This is a genomic window from Nocardia sp. NBC_01730 (genome assembly GCF_035920445.1).
GTDB lineage: Bacteria > Actinomycetota > Actinomycetes > Mycobacteriales > Mycobacteriaceae > Nocardia.
The window spans coordinates 6,132,222-6,148,150 of record NZ_CP109162.1 but is presented as its reverse complement, the minus strand read 5'-3'; the positions used below and the strand labels follow the sequence as shown (position 1 = coordinate 6,148,150).

Here is a 15,929-nt window from a genome sequence, read left to right as displayed (position 1 = left end):
GCGGCGCTACAACGGGAGCAGATGGTGCTTGCGTGGGTTGCGGGCAAGACTCTTGTCCCGCAACAGGTGTAGCGCGCGGCGCAGCTCCAGCCGGGTGGTCGACGGCTCGATGACCGCGTCGATGTACCCGCGCTCGGCGGCCACCCACGGCGTCGCCATGGTGGCGTTATAGAAGTCGATCATCTGCTGGCGCATGGCCGCCCGCTGCTCCTCCGGCGCGGCCTCCAGCTGCTTGCCACCGATCAGGCTGACCGCGCTCTCGGCACCCATCACCGCGATGCGCGCGGTCGGCCAGGCCAGGTTCACGTCAGCACCCAGTTGTTTGGAGCCCATCACGGCATAGCCGCCACCGTAGGACTTGCGGATCACGACGGTCACCTTCGGCACCGTGGCCTCCACGAAGGAGAACAGGAACCGCCCGCCGCGCTTGATGACGCCGATCTTCTCCTGCTCGACACCGGGCAGGAAGCCGGGCGTGTCGACGACGAACACCAGCGGAATCTCGAACGCGTCGCACAGTCGCACGAAATGTGCCGCCTTGTCCGACGCCCGCGCGTCCAGCGCGCCCGCATAGACCAGCGGCTGGTTCGCGACTACACCGACGCTGCGCCCGTCGACGCGGGCGAACCCGGTGATGATGTTGCGGCCCGCGGTCTCGCCGACCTCGTGGAACGCGCCGTCGTCGAAGATACGCAGCAGGATGTCGTGCATGTCGTACGCGGCGTTGTCGGAATTCGGGATCATCGAGTTCAGCTCGAGGTCGCTGTCCGTGAGCTCTGGCTCCAGACCAGGGTTCACGATCGGCGCAGGCTCCTGGCAGCTGGTCGGCAGGTAGCTCAGATAATCCCGCACCCACTCGAACGCGGCGACCTCGTCCTTGGCGACGTGGTGGATGTTGCCGTATTCGGCCTGGCTGCGCGCGCCGCCGAGCTCCTCCAGACTCACGTCCTCGCCGGTCACCTCCCGGATCACTTTCGGCCCGGTGACGAACATGTACGCCTCTTCGGTCGCCACCACCACGTCGGTGTTGATCGGGGCGTAGACGGCACCGCCCGCGCACTTGCCGAGGATCATCGAGATCTGCGGGACCAGACCCGACAGCGGCTCCTGACGCCGCCCCAGCTCGGCGTACCACGCCAGCGAGGTCACCGCCTCCTGGACGCGCGCGCCGCCGGAGTCGTTGATGCCGACCACCGGGCAGCCAACCTTGGCCGCGTACTCCAGCATCCCGGCCACTTTGCGGCCGAACATCTCGCCGACCGAACCGCCGTAGACGGTCTGGTCGTGCGAGAACACCGCCACCGGTCTGCCTTCGACCAGGCCATGGCCGGTGACGACGCCGTCGCCGTAGAGCGCGGCCGGATCGCCCGGCTTGCGTACGAGCGCACCGATTTCCACGAAGGTGCCCGGATCGAGCAGCATGTTGATCCGATCGCGGGCGCTCGGGATACCCTTCTTCGCCCGTTTGGCCACCCCCGCCTCACCCGCCGGCTCCTGCGCCAACTCCAGTCGCTTGCGCAGGTCGGCGAGTTTCTCGGCCGTAGTGCTCACTTCACCCCTTTCGCCTCGATCACGGCGAGTTTCGCGGTCAGGTCGGCCCCGATCTTCCCGATCCGCGGTTCATCGATGATCTGCAGGTGATCACCCGCGATGTGGATGATCTCCAGGTTCGTCAGATAGTCGTCCCAGCCGCCGTTCGGCACCCGGTCGCCGAAGCGCGGCTCGAGCTCGATCATGCCGTCGTGGTAGCGGTCGGCGAGGTAGAGCACGACATTGCCGTCGTAGTGGGACGGTTGGGTCCTGGCGAGATGACGGCTGTCGATCCACGAGGTGCGCTGGTGCTCGAGTACACCGCCGGGAATCTTCGCGCCACTGATCTTGATCAGATCGCTGATCATCTTGAACTGCTCTTCGTCCGAGGCCCCGGCCAGCGTTTCCAGCTGGTCACGATCCAACTCGCCCTCGACGCCGTAGGTCTTCTTCGCGAAAGCCTGGTAGCGCTCGATCCGGCGCACCCGCTCGTCAGGGCTGCTGTCCTCCCCCTCGGTCGGGATGGCGAGATCGATCAGGCCGACCACCCGCACATCCGCGCCCTCGGCACGCAGCAACTGCGCGGTCTGCATGGCCAGCACCGCACCGAGCGACCATCCGTAGAGCACGAACGGACCGTCACCCTGGATCTTGCGCAGCTCCGGAAGGTACTGGCGAGCCCGCTCGTCGATGGAACCCTCGACCCGCTCGAAGCCGTACATGGGTGTGTCCGCGGGCAGGCGCTTCAGCAGCGGCTCGTAGACCAGTGTGTTGCCGCCGGACGGATGGAACACGAAGACCGGCACCGCAGTCGAGCCTTCCGGCCGCGCACGCAGCGGACGAACGAAACCGTCCACATCGGCGCCACTGTCCTCCAGCTCGCGCACGATGTCGGCCAGCTGCTCGATGGTCTCGCAGTCGAGCACGTCGTCGACGGTGACCTCGGCCTTGACCCGCTCACTGAGACGCGCCGCCAGCCTCTCGGCGGTGTCCTCGTCCAAGATCGGCAGGGTGTTGAAGATCCCCCCGGCCGACTTGCCGGTCACCACCGCCCAGGTGGCGAAGGTCAGGCGTTCGGCGGCGTCGCGCGGCGGGACGTCGTCCTCATCGGCAGGCTGGCTGCCGCCGAAGACCGCGGCGGGCGTGGCCGGAGCCGCTGCCACCGCGGGAGCGGGCTGTGAGACCAAGCCCGAGTCGGCTTCGGGCGCAGCGCTTTCCGGCGCCGCGGCAGCGGTGTCCGATGCCGCGGCGGCCGGGTCCGCGCCGGTGGCGAGGGCAGCCCTGGCCGCGGCCATGAAATCGCCGTCGACGGTCAGCTCGCCCGAGCCACCCGCGGCTTTGTCGGCGGCCTGCTTGTCAGCCATCGCCTGCACCTCGTCGCGGTGTTCGATGGCGTAGCGCAGCACCTTGCCGACCTCGTGGAGGCTCGCGTCACGCACGGCCTGAATCTGCAGCTGCGGGATGTCGAACTCGTACTCGACCCGATTCTTGATGCGCATGGCCATCAGCGAGTCCAAGCCGAGCTCCATCAGCGGGATCTCCATCGGCAGGTCCTCGACCGCGTAGCCCATGGACTCGGCGACGATCAGCGCGAGCCGGTCCTCCACGGTCTGCGTGCCGTTCGGGTCCCACCGCTCGCCGAAGGTCTCCACGATCTCGATGTCGGCATCGCCCTGCTGCACCGTAGTGGCGGCCGGGACCGACTCGGCCACAGCGGGTTCCGGCAGCGGCACCGGGTGGATGGGCTGACCCGAAGTGACCACCGCGTCGAACAGCAGCCGGAATGCGGCGCCCTCATTGGCGTGCACCTGCACCGACGCGCCGCCTGGGTGTTGGGTGAGTGTCGTGGTGAGCGTGCCCGAGGCCGGGATCGCGCCGCGCGGGATCGAGGCGCCCGGCGACACATCGCTGAGCACCTGCGCCGCAGCGGAGTTCACCAGCGCTACCAGATCGGTGACGGACGACGCCCGCACCTCCCAGACATGCCTGCCGTCGGGCAGCGCGACGTGCGCTCCGGGCAACCGGCCGGTGCCGCTCGCAGACATCTTCGCCTTGGGCCAGTATTCCTTGCGCAGGAACGTGGTTCGTGGAATGTCGGCGTAATCGCCCGTGGCCAGCAGCGAGGGCAGATCCACCGGGTGGCCGTTCACGTAGAGCTGAGCGAGTGCGGCGATGACACCCGCGGACTCGTCCTCCTTGCGCTTGAGCGTCGGGATGAGCTGCGCGTCGTGCACGCCCGCCGCGAAGGTGGTACCCAGAACCTGCATCAGCGCAACGGAATTCGGCGCCAACTCCAGGAATGTGGTGTGCCCGGTGTCCACCGCGAGCCTCACCGCGTTGGTGAAGTACACGCTGTGGCGCATGTTCTTGACCCAGTAGTCCTCATCGTGGACGGGGTCGTGACCGGGACGGATGTACTTCTCCTTGTGCACGGTCGAGTACAGGCCGTGCTTCAGCTTGGTCGGCTCGATGCCCGCCAGCTCCGCGGCCAGCTCGCCGAGCAGCGGATCCATCTGTGAGGTATGGCCCGCGCCGCGCGTCTGCAGCACGCGGGCGAACTTGCCCGCGGCCTCGACCTGCGCGACGATCGCCGCGACCTGGTCCTGCGGACCGCCGATCACGGTGTTGGTCGGCGCCGCGTACACCGCTACCTCGACATCCGGGTAGTCCGGCAGCAGCTTCGCGACGTCCTCGGCGCTGTACTCGATCAGCGCCATGTTGCGCACATCGTCGTCGCTGATCATCTGCTCGCCCTCGCCCATCAGGCGGGAACGGGCGCAGATCACACGAACCGCGTCCTCCAGGCCGAGACCGCCCGCGATGTAGGCGCCCGCCACCTCGCCCATCGAATGGCCGACCACGCCTTGGGGTTCGGCACCGTGCGCGCGCAGCAGCGCGGCGAGACTGATCTGGATGGTGAAGATGCCGACCTGCGAGGTGCCGACGTCGTAGTCCTGGCTGTCGTCCAGAAACATCTCGCGCACCGAGTATCCGGCCTCGTCCTGAACCAGCTCGTCAACCTCGTCGACGGCCTTCGCGAAGATCGAGTTCTCCAGGTAGAGCTGCTTACCCATCTTGCGGTGCTGTGCGCCGAAACCGGCCAACACCCACATCGGACCCATCGCGGCCGGGGCGTCGGCGGTGAACACGCCGGGGCCCGGCTTGCCCGCGGCGATGGCCCGCAGTCCGGCGATCGCTTCCTCATGCGTCTTGGCGAGCACCACACCGCGTGAGCGCCAGTGGCTGCGCTTGGCCAGCGAGCGCGCCACGTCGGCCAGCGGGGTCCGCGAGCCCGCCTCGGACTCCAGCCAGTCGGCCAGCTCGGCGGCGGCGCGGCGACGACGCGAGGGCAGGTAGCCCGACACCGGCAGGATCATCGGCAGCGGCTCGGTGCGCTCGGTGGTCCATTCGGCGACGGACGAGGCGGTCTCGGCCTCCGCGACGACGGCGGCGGCTTCCGCGACCACGTCGGTGGTCTCGTCGTCCAGCGCGACCTCGACGTCGGCGACCTCGGCCACCGAGGCGGGCGCGGGGGCCGCGCCGTCGGTCGCACTCGGCGTGTACTCCTGCAGCACGACGTGCGCATTGGTGCCGCCGAACCCAAAGCCGGAGATGCCGATGGTGGCGGTGCCGCTGTAGCGCGGGAATTCGGTCGGCTCCGTGACGACCTTCAGGTGTGCCTGGTCGAACGGGATATAGGGGTTCGGCCCCTCGTAGTTGATGTTGGGCGGCAGCACGTTGTGCTGCAACGCCATCACCACCTTGGCCAGGCTCGCCGCACCCGCGCCGGACTCCAGGTGACCGAAGTTGGTCTTCGCCGAGCCGAGCAGTGCCGGCTTGTCGGCCTCACGGCCGCGGCCGACCACCCGGCCGAGCGCGTCGGCTTCGATCGGGTCGCCGAGCAGTGTGCCGGTGCCGTGCGCCTCGATGTAGTCGACGGTGGAGGGCACGACGCCCGCGTCCCGGTAAGCCCGACGCAGCACGTCGGCTTGGGCGTCGGGGTTCGGGGCGAGCAGGCCATTGGAGCGGCCGTCGTTGTTGACCGCGGAGCCCTTGATGACGGCCATGATCCGGTCGCCGTCGCGCTCGGCGTCGGCGAGTCGCTTGAGCACCACCAGCCCGGCGCCTTCGGAACGCACCATGCCGTCGGCGTCGGACGAAAACGCTTTGATCCGACCGTTTTTCGCGACCGCCCCCACCGAGTCGAAGCCGAGCGTAGCCATCGGCGCGAGCAGCATGTTCACGCCGCCCGCCAAGGCGACGTCGGCATCGCCATCACGGAGCGCACGCACCGCCTGGTGCACCGCGACCAGCGTGGACGAGCACGCGGTGTCGACGGCGACCGAGGGGCCGCGGAAGTCGTAGAAATAGGAGACGCGGTTGGAGATGATGCCCGACGAGCTGCCGGTCAAGCCGTACGCGGCGGCCGACGCGGGCGCGGACGGGTCCTCCTCGCCGAGCCCGAGCGCGGCGATCAGCATGAAGTCGTTGGTCGAGGTGCCGATGAAGACACCGACCGGCTCGCCCTTGAGGTCGCTCGCCGGAATCCTGGCGTGCTCCAACGCCTCCCAGGTCAGCTCCATCATGAGGCGCTGCTGCGGATCGACCCGCTCGACCTCGATCGGCGACATCGCGAAGAACTCCGCGTCGAAGCCCTTCACCACATCCTGGTCGAGATAGCCACCGAGGCTATTGCCCTCGGCGATCGCCTTCGCCGCCACCGGGTCACTGGAGAACTCGGCCCACCTGCCCTCGGGAAGCTCGCGGATAGCGTCACCGCGTCCGATCAGGAATTCCCAGGTCGACTCCGGCGTGGTGCCCGCGCCGGGCAGCCGGGTGGACATACCCACGATGGCGATGTCATGCGCAGCGCCCGGCGTGTAGCCCGCGGTGTAGAAGGCGTCGTCGGACGATTCCTCCGGCGCCTCCGGCTCACCGTTGATGATCCGCTCGGCGAGCGAGGCGATGGTCGGATGCTGGTAGGCGACCGTGGCCGTCAGCATCACGCCGGTCAGTTCCTCGATGTCACCGGACAGGGCGATGGCATCGCGCGAGGCGAGCCCGAACTCCTCCATCGGCCGGTCCACGGTGATCTGCCCGATCGGCTGTCCGGTCGCTTCGGAAACCCACCGTCGCAACCACTCGCGCAGCTCCGCCACCGACAGGTCGGTCTGCGCGCCGTCCTTCGTGGACTCGGCCGAACCCCCGGCTGCCGCGGGGGCGGGTGCTTCGGCGGGTAGGGTCTCGATCGTCTGGGTGGGCGTGCCCTCGTTGTCAGCCATCAATTCCTCAAGCTACCTGTCTGCGTACCGGGCGTACCGTGAATTGTCGCTCGGCGCGTGGGAGGGTCGGCGCCGAGCATCGATGGTCGGTCCGAGGCCGCCCTTGGCAATTACTCTTCCGGTGCATCGGGAAACGCCTGCTGGGCGTAACCACCCCGCAGTGTTCCCTCCAGATAGGCGGCCTTGCAGGCCCGCCGGGCGATCTTGCCGCTGGATGTGCGCGGAATCGAACCTGCGGGTACCAGCAGGACATCGCGAACGGTCACGCCGTGGCGCAGCGAGACGGCGGCCCGCACCGCGTCGGCGATCGGCAACGGGTCGGCCTTGCCCGCACCCGGTCCGCGCTCGGCGACGATGACCAGCTGCTCGGAGGCGTCGTCGGCGTCGAACTTCAGACCGGAATGGCTGCCCTGCTCGAACACCTCGGCCGGGAGCTGGTTGGCAGGCACCGAGAACGCGGCGACGAAGCCGGGCCGCAGCGCCTTGCTCGCCTCCTGCGCGGAGAACTCCAGGTCCTGCGGGTAGTGGTTGCGTCCGTCCACGATCACCAGGTCCTTGACGCGACCGGTGATGTAGAGCTCGCCCTCGAAGTAGACGCCGTAGTCGCCGGTGCGCATCCAGTTCGCGTCCGGCTCGGTGCCGTCGGTGTGGCTGCCCTCGGTCAGACGCTGGGTGACCTTGTTCCGGAAGGTCGCCGCGGTCTCGTCGGGACGACCCCAATAGCCGATGCCCATGTTGTTGCCATGCAGCCAGATCTCGCCTACCCGGCCGTCGGGCAGCTCCTGGCCGCCGCCCTCGGCGTCGACCGACTCCGGATCGACGATGGCGGCCCACTGCGAGAGCGCGACATAACCGCAGGACACCTGGGCGATCGCGTTCTCGACTGTCGACTCGACCTTTACCATGCGCCCCGCGTTGAGCTCATTGCGGTCGACATAGGTGACCTTGGCCTCGTCTTCGGCCTTGGTGGCGGAGACGAACAACGTCGCCTCGGCCATGCCGTAGCACGGCTTGATGGCGGTCTTGGGCAGACCGTACGGGGCGAATGCCTCGTTGAACTTCTTCATCGACGAGGTCGTGACCGGCTCGCTGCCGTTGATCAGGCCGATGACGTTCGACAGATCCAGCGACTCGCCGTTCTTCGGCAGGCCGCGCGCGGCCGCGTGCTCGAACGCGAAGTTCGGCGCGGCGGCGAAGGTTCCCGCGCCGTCGTTAGCGGCGGCCAGCTCCTTGATCCAGCGATAGGGGCGGCGCACGAACGCGCTCGGCGACATGATGGTGATGTACTTGCCACCCACAGCGGGCAGGATCACCGTCAGCAGGCCCATATCGTGGAACAACGGCAGCCAGGTGACGCCACGCGAGTTCCAGTCCAGGTTGATCGCGTCGACCATCTGCAACAGGTTGGTGCCCACCGCACGGTGGGTGATCTCGACACCGGCCGGCACCCGGGTGGAACCCGAGGTGTACTGCAGGTAGGCGATGTCGTCGACCGCGACGTCCGGGCGCACCCAGCTCTCTCCGACGCCGTCCGGGATCGCGTCCACGGCGATGATGCGCGGGCGTTGCGCGGCGGGCAACGAGCGGAAGAACTGCCGGACCCCGGCCGCCGAGGAGCTGGCGGTCAGGATGGCCGAGGGCTCACAGTCGCCGAGCACAGCGTGCAGGCGATCGGTGTGGCCGGGCTCGTCCGGGTCGAACAGCGGCACCGAGATGGTGCCGGCGTAGATCGCGGCGAAGAAGGAGATCACATAGTCCAAGCCCTGTGGAGCGAGGATCGCGACCCGGTCGCCCGGGTTGGTCACCTGCTGTAATCGAGCGGCCACCGCGCGCAGCCGGATACCGAACTCACGCCACGTCAGCTCCTGCGCCTCGCCGTCGCGCTCCCGCGAGTAGTCGATGTAGCGATATGCCAGGGTGTTCGCGTCGTTCCGGGTGTGCTTCTCGACGTGATCAACCAGGGTGTGATCCTCGGGAATGCGGATGTTCCCGGTTTCGTCCAGGTAGTCGTCGAAAGTCTCTTCCATTCCTTCTTCTCCTCCGAGGCACACGCAGCAAGACGGCGAGATCGCCGCTGTTACCTGTGTGGCCCCGACTCGCTTTCGCCCGCGGGTTGCTCCAAGTGCAGAGCCGGCCTGCAGATTTTGTGCGGTCTGCGCGGTGACCGCTATCGGCTAGATTTACTCAAACCAGAGTCATGTTACAGAGAAGACCGGCTCACTCGTCCCGCAGCAGGGGAATCACGGGGGCGAACGCGTCCATCTGAGTGGGAAATACACCCACGTACGACATCGAGGTGAGGTCGCGCACACGTCGGATCTGCTCGGCGATCTCTTCGAATGTGCCGATCGCCACATAGGGGGAGTTCAGGATGTCCTCGACGGACAGCTGAACGTCCACCTCGAGATTCGGGTGCAGCCCCCTATCCAACGCCGAAAGCGCCATCTCCGCGGTCTTCTCGCGATCGTCGGTGATCACGACAGCGGTGATGGCCCAGTTCAGCTCGATGTCGGCGAACCGGTCACCGGCGGCCTCCTTGATCAAGTTCACCTTTTCCACGGCCTTCTCGATGGTGATGCCGGACAGCAGGCCCTTGCCGTTCTTGGTGGTGACCGGAACGACGGAGACGATGTCCGCGTGCTTGGCTGCCAGCCGCAGCATCTTCGGACCGCCGCCGCCGGTACAGATCGGCGGGCGCGGACCCTGCCGCGGCCGTGGCGTGCCCTTGATGCCGCGCACCTGGTAGTGCTTGCCGTCGAAGGTGCACTCCTGGCCGCGCAGCAGCACGTCGAGGATGGTCAACGCCTCGTCCAGCTTCTCCAGCCGGATGCCTGGCGACTCGTAGGGGAGGCCCGCGTTCTCGAACTCTTCCTTGATCCATCCCGCGCCGAGACCGACCTCGAGCCGGCCCTTGGACAGCACGTCGATGGTGGCCAGGTCCTTGGCCAGCACGACAGGGTGCCGGAAACCGTTCGCCAGAACAGAGGTTCCCAGGCGAATCTTCTCGGTGGCCTGGGTGAGTGCGCCTAGCGCGGCGATCGGTCCGATCTGCTCACCGAGGTGGTCGGGCACCACGAAGGTGTCGAAGCCGTACTCCTCGGCCTGCTGCGCCGTCTGGACGAATTTGCGGGCACCGCCCTCCTGCTTGTTTCCCTCGCCCGCCGCCGCGAAGCGGAACGGGCGCAACGGAGTACCCAGCGCGGTCAACGCAGCATCCGCTTCACGGCTCGCCGTGGTGGCCGGTGCGGTGCCGTTTCGAGCGACCCGCAAGCGATCGCTAGCGGCGGCATCTGTCATGAACTCATGCTCCTGGCTGTGGGGAAAATCGGGCGCGACGCCGGTGCGTACGGCGTTGCCCGGCGTCGCGATCACCAGCGCACTTTACAGCGTGCTGCCCGACTCGAGTTGCGCTTGTCACGCCATCCGCCTGCGGGGTATCTCACGTGCTGTGAATTCTCACGGATGCGGCGGATGCGGCGCTGTCTCGATGAGACCGTCGACCCAGCCGGCCGTCCACTGTGTCGCGGTGGTGCCGTCGACGTCGACGACGAAGCCGTTGTAGAGGCTGTGCACCGGATTGCCCACCGCGCGGACCAGGGTGTTCAGGCTGACCACGACGTTCCACGGGCTCAGCGCCTCCCTCGGTGCGTCGCAGATCAGATCGCCTGGCGCGCAGATCGTGTAGGTACGGTCGGCCAGCGAGCCGAAGCCCCCTTGACGCGGACCGGTCATCGTGATGCCCGGCACGTTGAGCCCATTCAGCGCGACTTCGGCACCCACGCCTGGCGGGGGCGTGCCGATCTGGATCGCCTGGCCCGGCCCCGTGTCGCCGGTACGCCTGCCGTCGGCGATCAGCATCACGCCGAGCACAAGGTCGGCGGGCACCGGGCCGTTGTCCGCACCGATCTGCGCGGCGATATCGCCCGCGATCACCGCGCCCTGGGAGAACCCGGCAATCACATAGGTGGTCAGCGGGCACTCCTTGTTGCGGGCGACCATCGCGTCGACCATCCGCTTGGTTCCCTCGGAGCGGCTGTTGTTGTAGGACTGCTGGCCGTCCGGCGGAATCGCGATCGGGTTGGAGAACTGCGCGACGTACGGGACGGTGTACACGTCCAGCCGCTCGTGCGGGAACTGCTGCGCAACCGGATCGGAGACGTTGAGCATCAGCGACAACGGGTTCGCGGCCGGGTTGTGCGGATCGTCGTAGCTGTTCGACTCCCAGGTGCCTGGCACCGAAACCATCTGTACGTCAGGACAACTCGCAGGCTGTGAGGTCGGTCGCTCCGGCGGCTTCGGTCCCGGCTCCGGCGGCCGCAACCGCCCCGCGAGCAGATACCACAGCAGCAGGGCGACAAGGATGATCAGCACGACGACGCCGATCAAGATCAAACATCCCGCCCGCTTGGACCGGCGGGACGTCGAACGGCTGCGCACACTCACTGGCAGTACGTCGCCTTGGCGGCGGAGATGTAGATCTGCCCGGCCCGCTCGACCGGCATCTTCGCCGGATCGAAGGACGGGTCCGAACCGGCCATCGCGGTGACGAAGGTCATCAGATCCTGATCAGACGCGCCCGCCGCGGTGCCCTGGCAGACATACGCGCCGATACTCAGCGCGATGTCGGGCGTGGCGGGGGTGATGCCCTGCTTCTGCAGCTCGTCGATGAACCTCTTGTCCTTGTCGGTGAGCTTCGAGGTGTCCGCGGGCGGAGCGGCCTCGGTAGGCACCGGCTGCGGCCGTTCCTGCGCCTCCGTGCTCGTGGGCGGCTGCTCCGGCGCGGGCTCTCCGGTGGCGATGGCGGTGGTCGACGAGGTGGCCTGCTGCGTCGCCGTCGTCGTGCGGGACGGCGTGCTCGATACGGTCGAATCATTGTCACCACACGCGGTGAGCAGGCCGGTCGCTGCGATCGCGGCAACCACGCCGACTACCTTTCCACGGGTCCGATGCATGAATTCTTGTCCTCGATCTGTTCGCGAAGCGGGTCGGGTCGACCACCAGGCTACTGTGTTTGATTTGCCGCGCCTTCGGCACTGCGTGTTCGCGGCTGTGTTTGATTTGCCGCGCCTTCGGCGCGGCGTGTTCGCGGCCCCTTCATGGCTCGCGTCCGAGCGACCGCCGCTGGCGACTTCGTCGCGGACGCGTCGGCCGCTCGGACGCGAGCCGGGCCGCGAACGAGCAATGCTCGGTCTCGCTGCGCTCGGAATTGGGAGGCCGGCCGAGTGGTCGCGCTAGCAGACGATCGTTTCGGTGGGACTGACCGCCCGCGCAGCGCTGCGTGCTCGCAAACCCATTACCGCTGACGACTAGGTCGCGAACACGTGGGCCGCCTAGACCCGGGCCGGCCGCGAACGAGCAATGCTCCGTCTCGCTGCGCTCGAAACGGGGAGCCCGGCCGAGTGATCGCGGTAATAGTGGGGTGGGCTACGCCGGACGGCGCTGCGTGTTCGCGACCCCCTTGCGCCTGCGTTTGTGCAGCTGCCACTGGCGACTGGGTCGCGGGCGCGTCAACCGCCCGGACGCGAGCCGGGCCGCGAACGGGAAATAGCTCGGTCTCGCTTCTAACGAAAGTTGGGGTGATCGGGGCTGGCGACCGCGGTTCGGGGTGCCGCCCGGATGGTTGGTGGGTGGCCGTTCCGAAGGCGAGATCGAGGCGCGATTTTCAACCTTCACTGAGGGCGGCGAAGCACCCGAATGCTTGATTCGGGAGGACGATGCGGTGCGTAGGGAATAACGCGATATCGACTCGCAGCGGCGGGTGATTGCAGCTCATGCGTGCTGGCCATTTCAGAAGCGCATCTCATCCTTTAACAGACCGGTCTGTATTCAGATGCTGTGAACTTCCGGTGCGCCGTCGCGCACCGTGATGAATCCGGCTTGGAAGTTCTGCTGCACACCGCCAGGAATGGGGAACTGGTCGCTGATCGGATACCCGAGCTTGCCGTTCTCGTATCCGGCGTCGCGCCAGGCGTCCAAGATCGAACCGTTCTGCACGGCCCAGGCACCCGATACCGGGCTCCAGTAGACGTTGCCGCCCTCGAAGCAGCTGAACCGGCCGAGATTTTTCAGCGGCTCTTCCTCGGCGACCGGGAACCCCAACCAGCTGTTCTCATAGCCCATTTGGGCGTACTTGCCCAGGATCAGGCCCTGGACGCGATGCACACCGGTCTTCTCGCTGTAGTAGAACGGGCCGTTCTCGAAGGCCTGCACCGCGCCGGCGTTGTTCGGCGTCTGGACCTCCGGTGCTATCGGGTAGCCCGCAGGGCCGCGCTCGTAGCCCTGCCTGCCCCATTCCTCCAGGATCGCGCCACGCACCGCCTGGACGCCGGTCTGCGGCGTCCAGTACAGCGAGCCGTTCTGGAAGGTCTGCAGCCTGCCACGGCCGTCCGGCAGCGGGCGCTCGTCGCCGGTGGGCAGCCCGAGCAGCCCGGCCGGCCCCATGGCGGCCTGGTACCCGCCGCCGATCATGCCGCCCACCGAGTGCGCGCCGCTGCCAGGCGAGAAGAACACCCGGCCGCCCTTGAAGTCCTGCGCCACCCCACCGGCCACCTGGTACTCGCCGGTGAGACACTCGCCGAGCCAGCCGTTCACGGCAGCCGCCGCGTCGATCGCACCAACCGCCACGCAGGCGGGCTTGCCCGGGTCGACACCGAGCGCGGCCGCGGCATGTGTCCAGGACTGGCGCATTTCGAAATCCCAGTACGGCCAGGAGTGCGTGCCGGACGAGCGGTAGTTCACCTGGGCCGGAATAGCCAGCTTGCCCAGCTTGGTCACAAAGTTCTGCGAAGTGAGTCGGGACAGGAGCTCCAGGCCCATACCCGCGACGTTGGTGCTCAGCCCGGGGATGCCGGAGGCATGGTCGTAGGGACCGGTCGCGCCGCTGCCACTGGAGATGTAGAGGCTGACCCCTTTCAGCTTGTCGGCCAGCGTGTACGGGTCGTGTCCCTCCCACTCCGAACTCGTCGGCGGACCCCACATGGCGGCCGAGTCGAATCCGCCCGCGTCGCGCATAGCGAACTGGATAGCCTGCGGCATGCCCAGTGTCGTCGTGGTCAGGAAACCTGAATACGCGGCGGCGTACCTCACGAAGCCGGGATTGCGCGCGGCGAGGAACATGGCGGCCGTTCCGCCCATCGACAGGCCCTCCATGCCACGCACCTCCGTTGCCCGCCACTGGCTCTCGAGCAGCGGAGGAAGTTCCTTGGTCAGGAAGGTTTCCCACTTGTAGTTGTGGCCGTTGTTCGGCTCGAGCCAATCGGAATAGAAGCTGGCCTGGCCTCCGACCGGAAGCACGACGGTGACGTTCTTGTCGGCGAAGAAGTCGACCGCGCCCGCGTCCTTGGTCCAACCGCTCTCGTCGTTGGCGGCGCGCAGGCCGTCAAGCAGGAGCAGCACCGGGAATCTGGCGTCCGGACGGGTGTTCCAGTCTCTTGCCAGCAGCAGCTGCACCTGAATCGGCGACCCCATGGACGGCGAGGTGACCCACAGCGAGACCCTCCGGTCGGTGAGCCACACGACCTTCTCCACAAGCGGCGGAGTGGAAGTCACGGTGGGCTGCGCGGCGGCAGGGGCGTCGACGGGCAAACCCGCGGCTAGCAATAACACCATGGCGGTGGCGAGCAGCATGAGCCGCCCGCGGGCCGGACGAGCACCGCGACGTCCGCGCCTTTCCCTATTACCGCATGTAATCCCTGCCACAAGAGCTTTGTACTCCCGCACTGGCGTTGTTTCGGGAAGACACGCGCTGCGAGCAGACCGCGTTGCCTGATTTGCTGGGCAAGGAATCCGCGTGCTCGTGCCGAAGGCTATCGAGCAGGTTCGATCGAGCCTGCCCCGAAACGCGATTCAGGCCGCACCGAAACCGGTGCGGCCTGAATACGCGAAGCGGCGAACTAGGTCACCAGCCGCCGGTGGCGTCCAGGATCATGTTGCGCGAGGCGAACAGCTGACTCTCCCAGTACTTCCAGGTGTGGGTGCCCGCGGCCGGGAAGTCGAACCGGGCCGGGATGCCCAGCGAGTTCAGACGGGCCTGGAACGCGCGGGTGTTCACCAGTGAGAGGGCTTCCAGCCCCATCGCGGTGCTGGTGTTGAACACGCCGACCGCCGAGTTCGGCTGATCATACGGACCCGGCAGGCCGCTGGCCGCCGAGATGTACATCGGCAGGCCCCGCAGCTGCGGCGCGAACACGAACGGGTCCATCCGCAGCCACGCCGGGCTCCACGGCGCAGCCATCGAGTCGACGTTGAAGCGGCCCGCGTCCAGCATCGCGATGCGGATCGCCTCGCGCATGCCCGGCGCGGAGATGTTCAGGTAGCCGGAGTAGGAGGCGGCGAACTTGAACTGGTCGCGGTGGTAGGCCGCGAGGGCCAGCGCCCCGCTACCGCCCATGGACAGACCGGCGACCGCGTTGTTGGTGCGCGAGACGCCGTAGCCCTCCAGGAAGGTCGGGAGCTCCTTGGTGAGGAAGGTCTCCCACTTGTACGTGGTCTTCTGGCCGTTCAGGTTCGACGGCGCGTACCAGTCGGTGTAGAAGCTGGACTGGCCGCCGACCGGCATCACCAGGGTGATGTTGTCGTTGCCGAACTGCTGCATCGCGTTGGTCTCGAACGACCAGGCGTTGCGGTCGTCGCGCGCCCGCAGACCGTCGAGCAAGTAGAGCGCCGCGTTGCCGCCACGCGAAGCCCACTGCACCTGGACCTTGATCGGACCCATGCTGGAGGGGACCATCAGGTCCTCGTAGCCGCCCGCGGGAGACCGCAGCACCGGCGCGTGTGCCGACGGCGCCGCGGTGGCAACAGTCGGGATCACCATCCCTGCGGCGATCGGTAGCGCCACTACAGCGGCACCAACAGCCAGAATTCGATTACGCCAACCACGAGGTGCGCGTCGCCGTCCCGATTTGGTTCTCTTCGGCGCGGCCGCCCTGCCGAAACGCATGAATTCTGCTCTCTTTCTGCTGTCGTGGTGCCGCTCGCCACTTCGAGGGGCGGAAGCACCCGTGCTGCCAACGAGACACACGTCACGACGCACCGGATCCCGACATTCCGGTACTAGCGACGGCGCTACAACGTTCTGGTCACACTTGCGCTCGGTGGACGATATTCGACACCTCTCGC

At 67.5% G+C, this 15,929-nt stretch carries 8 protein-coding genes; all 8 read right to left on the bottom strand.

Annotated features, from left to right (window positions below; genetic code table 11):
- Nucleotides 1-6: 6 nt before the first annotated feature.
- The 8 genes from OHB12_RS25720 to OHB12_RS25685 all read right to left on the bottom strand — a co-directional run bounded on the left by OHB12_RS25720 (nt 7) and on the right by OHB12_RS25685 (nt 15,750).
- Nucleotides 7-1,551, bottom strand: a complete 1,545-nt coding sequence (locus OHB12_RS25720) for an acyl-CoA carboxylase subunit beta (protein WP_327111456.1) — start codon at nt 1,549-1,551, stop codon at nt 7-9.
- On the bottom strand, nt 1,548-6,812 hold the full coding sequence (pks13, locus tag OHB12_RS25715) for a polyketide synthase Pks13 (protein WP_327111454.1): 5,265 nt from the start codon (nt 6,810-6,812) through the stop codon (nt 1,548-1,550). Before pks13 ends, OHB12_RS25720 begins: the two co-directional genes overlap by 4 nt.
- 110 nt (nt 6,813-6,922) lie before the next feature.
- Entirely contained in the window at nt 6,923-8,839 is a 1,917-nt protein-coding gene (gene fadD32, locus OHB12_RS25710) for a long-chain-fatty-acid--AMP ligase FadD32 (protein ID WP_327111452.1), read from the bottom strand.
- A gap of 190 nt (nt 8,840-9,029) precedes the next feature.
- Nucleotides 9,030-10,019, bottom strand: coding sequence for an LLM class F420-dependent oxidoreductase (locus tag OHB12_RS25705; protein WP_327121455.1), 990 nt, complete (start codon nt 10,017-10,019; stop codon nt 9,030-9,032).
- Between the two features lie 249 nt (nt 10,020-10,268).
- Nucleotides 10,269-11,255 (bottom strand): cutinase family protein, encoded by a 987-nt coding sequence (locus OHB12_RS25700; RefSeq protein WP_327111450.1) that lies wholly within the window; start codon nt 11,253-11,255, stop codon nt 10,269-10,271.
- Entirely contained in the window at nt 11,252-11,764 is a 513-nt protein-coding gene (locus tag OHB12_RS25695) for a DUF732 domain-containing protein (protein WP_327111448.1), read from the bottom strand. The genes OHB12_RS25700 and OHB12_RS25695 overlap by 4 nt, the downstream gene beginning before the upstream one ends.
- An 874-nt stretch (nt 11,765-12,638) precedes the next feature.
- Nucleotides 12,639-14,438, bottom strand: a complete 1,800-nt coding sequence (locus OHB12_RS25690; protein ID WP_327111446.1) for an alpha/beta hydrolase-fold protein — start codon at nt 14,436-14,438, stop codon at nt 12,639-12,641.
- Between the two features lie 271 nt (nt 14,439-14,709).
- Nucleotides 14,710-15,750, bottom strand: a complete 1,041-nt coding sequence (locus tag OHB12_RS25685) for an alpha/beta hydrolase (protein ID WP_327111444.1) — start codon at nt 15,748-15,750, stop codon at nt 14,710-14,712.
- Between the last annotated feature and the right edge of the window lie 179 nt (nt 15,751-15,929).

Coding starts and splice junctions, on each gene's coding strand:
- pks13 (WP_327111454.1), bottom strand. CDS start 6,812: ATGGCTGACAACGAGGGCACGCCCACCCAGACGATCGAGACCCTACCC.
- fadD32 (WP_327111452.1), bottom strand. CDS start 8,839: ATGGAAGAGACTTTCGACGACTACCTGGACGAAACCGGGAACATCCGC.
- OHB12_RS25695 (WP_327111448.1), bottom strand. CDS start 11,764: ATGCATCGGACCCGTGGAAAGGTAGTCGGCGTGGTTGCCGCGATCGCA.
- OHB12_RS25690 (WP_327111446.1), bottom strand. CDS start 14,438: ATGCTGCTCGCCACCGCCATGGTGTTATTGCTAGCCGCGGGTTTGCCC.
- OHB12_RS25685 (WP_327111444.1), bottom strand. CDS start 15,750: ATGCGTTTCGGCAGGGCGGCCGCGCCGAAGAGAACCAAATCGGGACGG.